Origin of the sequence: Mesorhizobium sp. M7A.F.Ca.MR.362.00.0.0 (assembly GCF_004023175.1) — a bacterium.
Lineage (GTDB): Bacteria > Pseudomonadota > Alphaproteobacteria > Rhizobiales > Rhizobiaceae > Mesorhizobium.
The window spans coordinates 1-2,867 of record NZ_RZTF01000244.1; the positions used below are offsets into that span (position 1 = coordinate 1).

At 64.2% G+C, this 2,867-nt stretch carries 4 protein-coding genes; 3 read left to right on the forward strand and 1 reads right to left on the reverse strand.

The window, feature by feature from the left end; genetic code table 11:
* Nucleotides 1-262 precede the first annotated feature (262 nt).
* Nucleotides 263-871: a TetR/AcrR family transcriptional regulator gene (locus EOC06_RS24800; RefSeq protein WP_128309024.1), complete on the reverse strand. Its 609-nt coding sequence runs from the start codon at nt 869-871 to the stop codon at nt 263-265.
* 318 nt (nt 872-1,189) lie between these two features.
* Between EOC06_RS24800 and EOC06_RS24805 the strand changes: the two genes are divergently transcribed.
* Genes EOC06_RS24805 through EOC06_RS24815 form a run of 3 tightly spaced genes read left to right on the forward strand, consistent with a single transcriptional unit; the run spans nt 1,190 to nt 2,825 of the window.
* Nucleotides 1,190-1,948 (forward strand): NAD(P)-dependent alcohol dehydrogenase, encoded by a 759-nt coding sequence (locus EOC06_RS24805; protein WP_245470030.1) that lies wholly within the window; start codon nt 1,190-1,192, stop codon nt 1,946-1,948.
* A 33-nt stretch (nt 1,949-1,981) separates the two neighbouring features.
* Complete coding sequence (locus EOC06_RS24810) at nt 1,982-2,428, forward strand: OsmC family protein (RefSeq protein WP_128309025.1); 447 nt, start codon at nt 1,982-1,984, stop codon at nt 2,426-2,428.
* A gap of 16 nt (nt 2,429-2,444) precedes the next feature.
* On the forward strand, nt 2,445-2,825 hold the full coding sequence (locus EOC06_RS24815; protein WP_128309026.1) for a nuclear transport factor 2 family protein: 381 nt from the start codon (nt 2,445-2,447) through the stop codon (nt 2,823-2,825).
* Nucleotides 2,826-2,867: the final 42 nt, after the last annotated feature.

The window sequence follows — 2,867 nt, forward strand, 5'->3', positions numbered from 1 at the left end:
CACCACCGAAGCCATGATCGCGGAGGCTCCGAAGAAGGAGTCGGCTGGCGGCGGCGGCATGCCTGGCGGCATGGGCGGCGGCATGGGCGGCATGGGCGGTATGGATTTCTAAGAAGTCCATAAAGCACGCCGTGAACTAACATTGCTCAAGCCCGCAAGCGGGCTTGAGTGGCGGCATGGATTTCTATTCCAGCCCCATCAGCCTTCAGATACGGAAAGGGCGGCAGAGATGCCGCCCTTTTTTTGCGCAGCGGTCGGCGTCTCAGACGGCGGCGTCCGCGCGTTGCTTTACCTCGCCGGCCAGTACCGCCTGCTCGATCAGCGCTGCGACCTCATCGGCCACAGCCTGCACCGGGGCGCGGTCGTGGGTGGCGCGGGCGATCACCATCAGCCCCTCCAGCGACGATTCGACCAGCAGTGCCAATGCATGCGCGCGGCGCTCGGGCACCCCTACCCTGACGAAGGCGTCCCGCAGCAGGCCTATCCACTGTTCGAAGGCCGAGCGGCACAACTCCGCCAGTTCCGGCACGTCGGTGGGCGAGTCCAGCACGACAGGCGCGATCGGACAGCCGAGCGAAAACTGGTTGTCTTCCAGCATGCGTCCCACCGACTGGTAGATATGATGGACAGCCACCGCCGGATCCCGTTCTGCTGCCAGCGCCACGGTGAGCCTCTCCGTCACGTCGGCAACACTGGCGCGCGTCACCTCGATGACCAGTTGGTCCTTGCCGCCGGGAAAATGGAAGTAGAGCGAGCCTCGCGGCGCGCCGCTGGCGCTCAATATGTCATTGAGCGAGGTGCCGTGATAGCCGCGCTGCCTGAGCAGCAATCCGGTCGTCTCGAGTATGCGGGCTCGTGTGTCGTTCGCCATGTCAACCTCTGTCAGGAGAGGTCATTATAAGGCCTTGCGCAAAATATGACAATCGGTCTATATAATATGTAGATCAGTCTATATATCTCGAGAGGAACGACATGCGGAGCTACCGTCTCGAAGGGTCTGGGACCGAACCCCTGATGCTGCGCGACACGGCGCAGCCGGAGCCGAGGCCGCATGAGATCGTGGTGCGCGCGTTCGCGCCACCTCGCTCAACCGGCGCGATACGATGATCCTCAACGGCACCTATCCGCTGCCGCCGCGCCAAGGCGTCGTTCCGCTGAGCGACGGGGCCGGTGACATTGTCGCCATCGCGTGACCGGCAGCTATTTCGCCCGATGGATCGACGGCCGCATCCATGCCGGACTCATCGATCAGCTCGGCTGCACGCTGGATGGCATGCTGACCGAATACGCCGTTCTCGACGAACAATGGGCGGTGCGGCTGCCCGATCATCTCGACTGGCAAGAGGCGGCGACGCTGACCTGTGCCGGCCTGACCGCCTGGAACGCGGTGACGGGCGCCGGAATTCCGAAGCCCGGCCAATGGGTTCTGGTCATCGGCTCGGGCGGCGTCTCGCTGTTTGCACTGCAGTTCGCCAAGCTGCTCGGCTGCCGTGTCGCCGCCGTCACCTCGCGCGGCGAGAAAACCGACAGGCTGCGGGCGCTGGGCGCCGACCTGGTCATTTCGACATCGGATATGCCGCAATGGGGCGCGGCCGTCCGCGACCAGACCGGCGGCATCGATCTCGTCGTCGAGACCGGTGGCCCGGCGACCTTCGCGCAGTCGCTGATCGCCAGCACGCTTTACGGGCACATCGTTCTCTTGACGCTGCAGGATGCCAAAGGCGGATCGATCCAGCTGCCGGCGGCACTCTACCAGCGCAGCCTCGCCACCATCAGCCGCCTGTTCGTCGGCAACCGGACCAATCTCGAAGCCATGCTGCGCGCCGTCTCGCAGCACCGCCTGCGGCCCGTCATCGACAAGGTCTTCGCCTTCACCGAGGCCGGCGATGCCTACCGCTATTTCCAGCAGGGCGACGTCTTCGGGAAGGTGATCATCGACGGCGCCTGACCCATCAAGTCCTCAAACCAAGGGAGAACGACAATGACAATTCGTGAAGCCTCGGCCAAATGGCAAGGCACGCTGAAGGAAGGTTCGGGCCGGCTGCGGCTCGGCAGCGGCGTCTTTGAAGGCGCCTATTCCTTTCCGTCGCGTTTCGAGAACGGGCCGGGCACCAATCCGGAGGAGCTGATCGCCGCGGCTCATGCAGGCTGCTTCTCGATGGCGCTGAGCGCCGTACTGGGCAACGCCAATCATGTCCCGACAAGCATCAGCACCGTCGCCAAGGTGCATCTTGGCGCAACCGCTGCCGGTCCGACGATCACCCGCATCGAACTCGAAACCGAGGCAGAGGTCGCGGGACTTGCCGAAGATGAATTCGAGCGTCTTGCCCAGTCCGCCAAGGCGGGCTGCCTCGTCTCGCGGGCCCTTGCCGGCGTGCCTCAGATCACCCTCAAGGCAACGCTCGTCGAAGCCACCAAAGGCCAATGAAGCCAGGAGAACGAAGATGACACAGGAGCTTGACGCAACCGCGTACGATCTGTCCCAGCAGACGGCCGAGATCATGCGGCGCTACAACGACGTATTCCAACGCCATGATCCTTCGGCACTCGCCGAGCTGGTGGCTGAGGATTGCGTGATCGAGAACACCGTGCCGGCGCCGGACGGCGCCCGTTATGCCGGTCAAGCGGCGTGCGTCGGGCTTTGGACGGCGATAGCAACCCAGGCCGGCACGCGCTTCGATATCGAGGAAACCTTCGTTGCCGGCGACCGGGCAACGATCCGCTGGCGCTATTTCATGACCGACGGCAATTCGCTGCGCGGCGTCAACCTCATGCGTGTGGCCGACGGGCGGATCGTCGAAGCGATGGGCTATGTGAAGGGGTAGCGCGCCCGAGCAATGCCCCGAAAGCGCATAACGGCTTTTCGC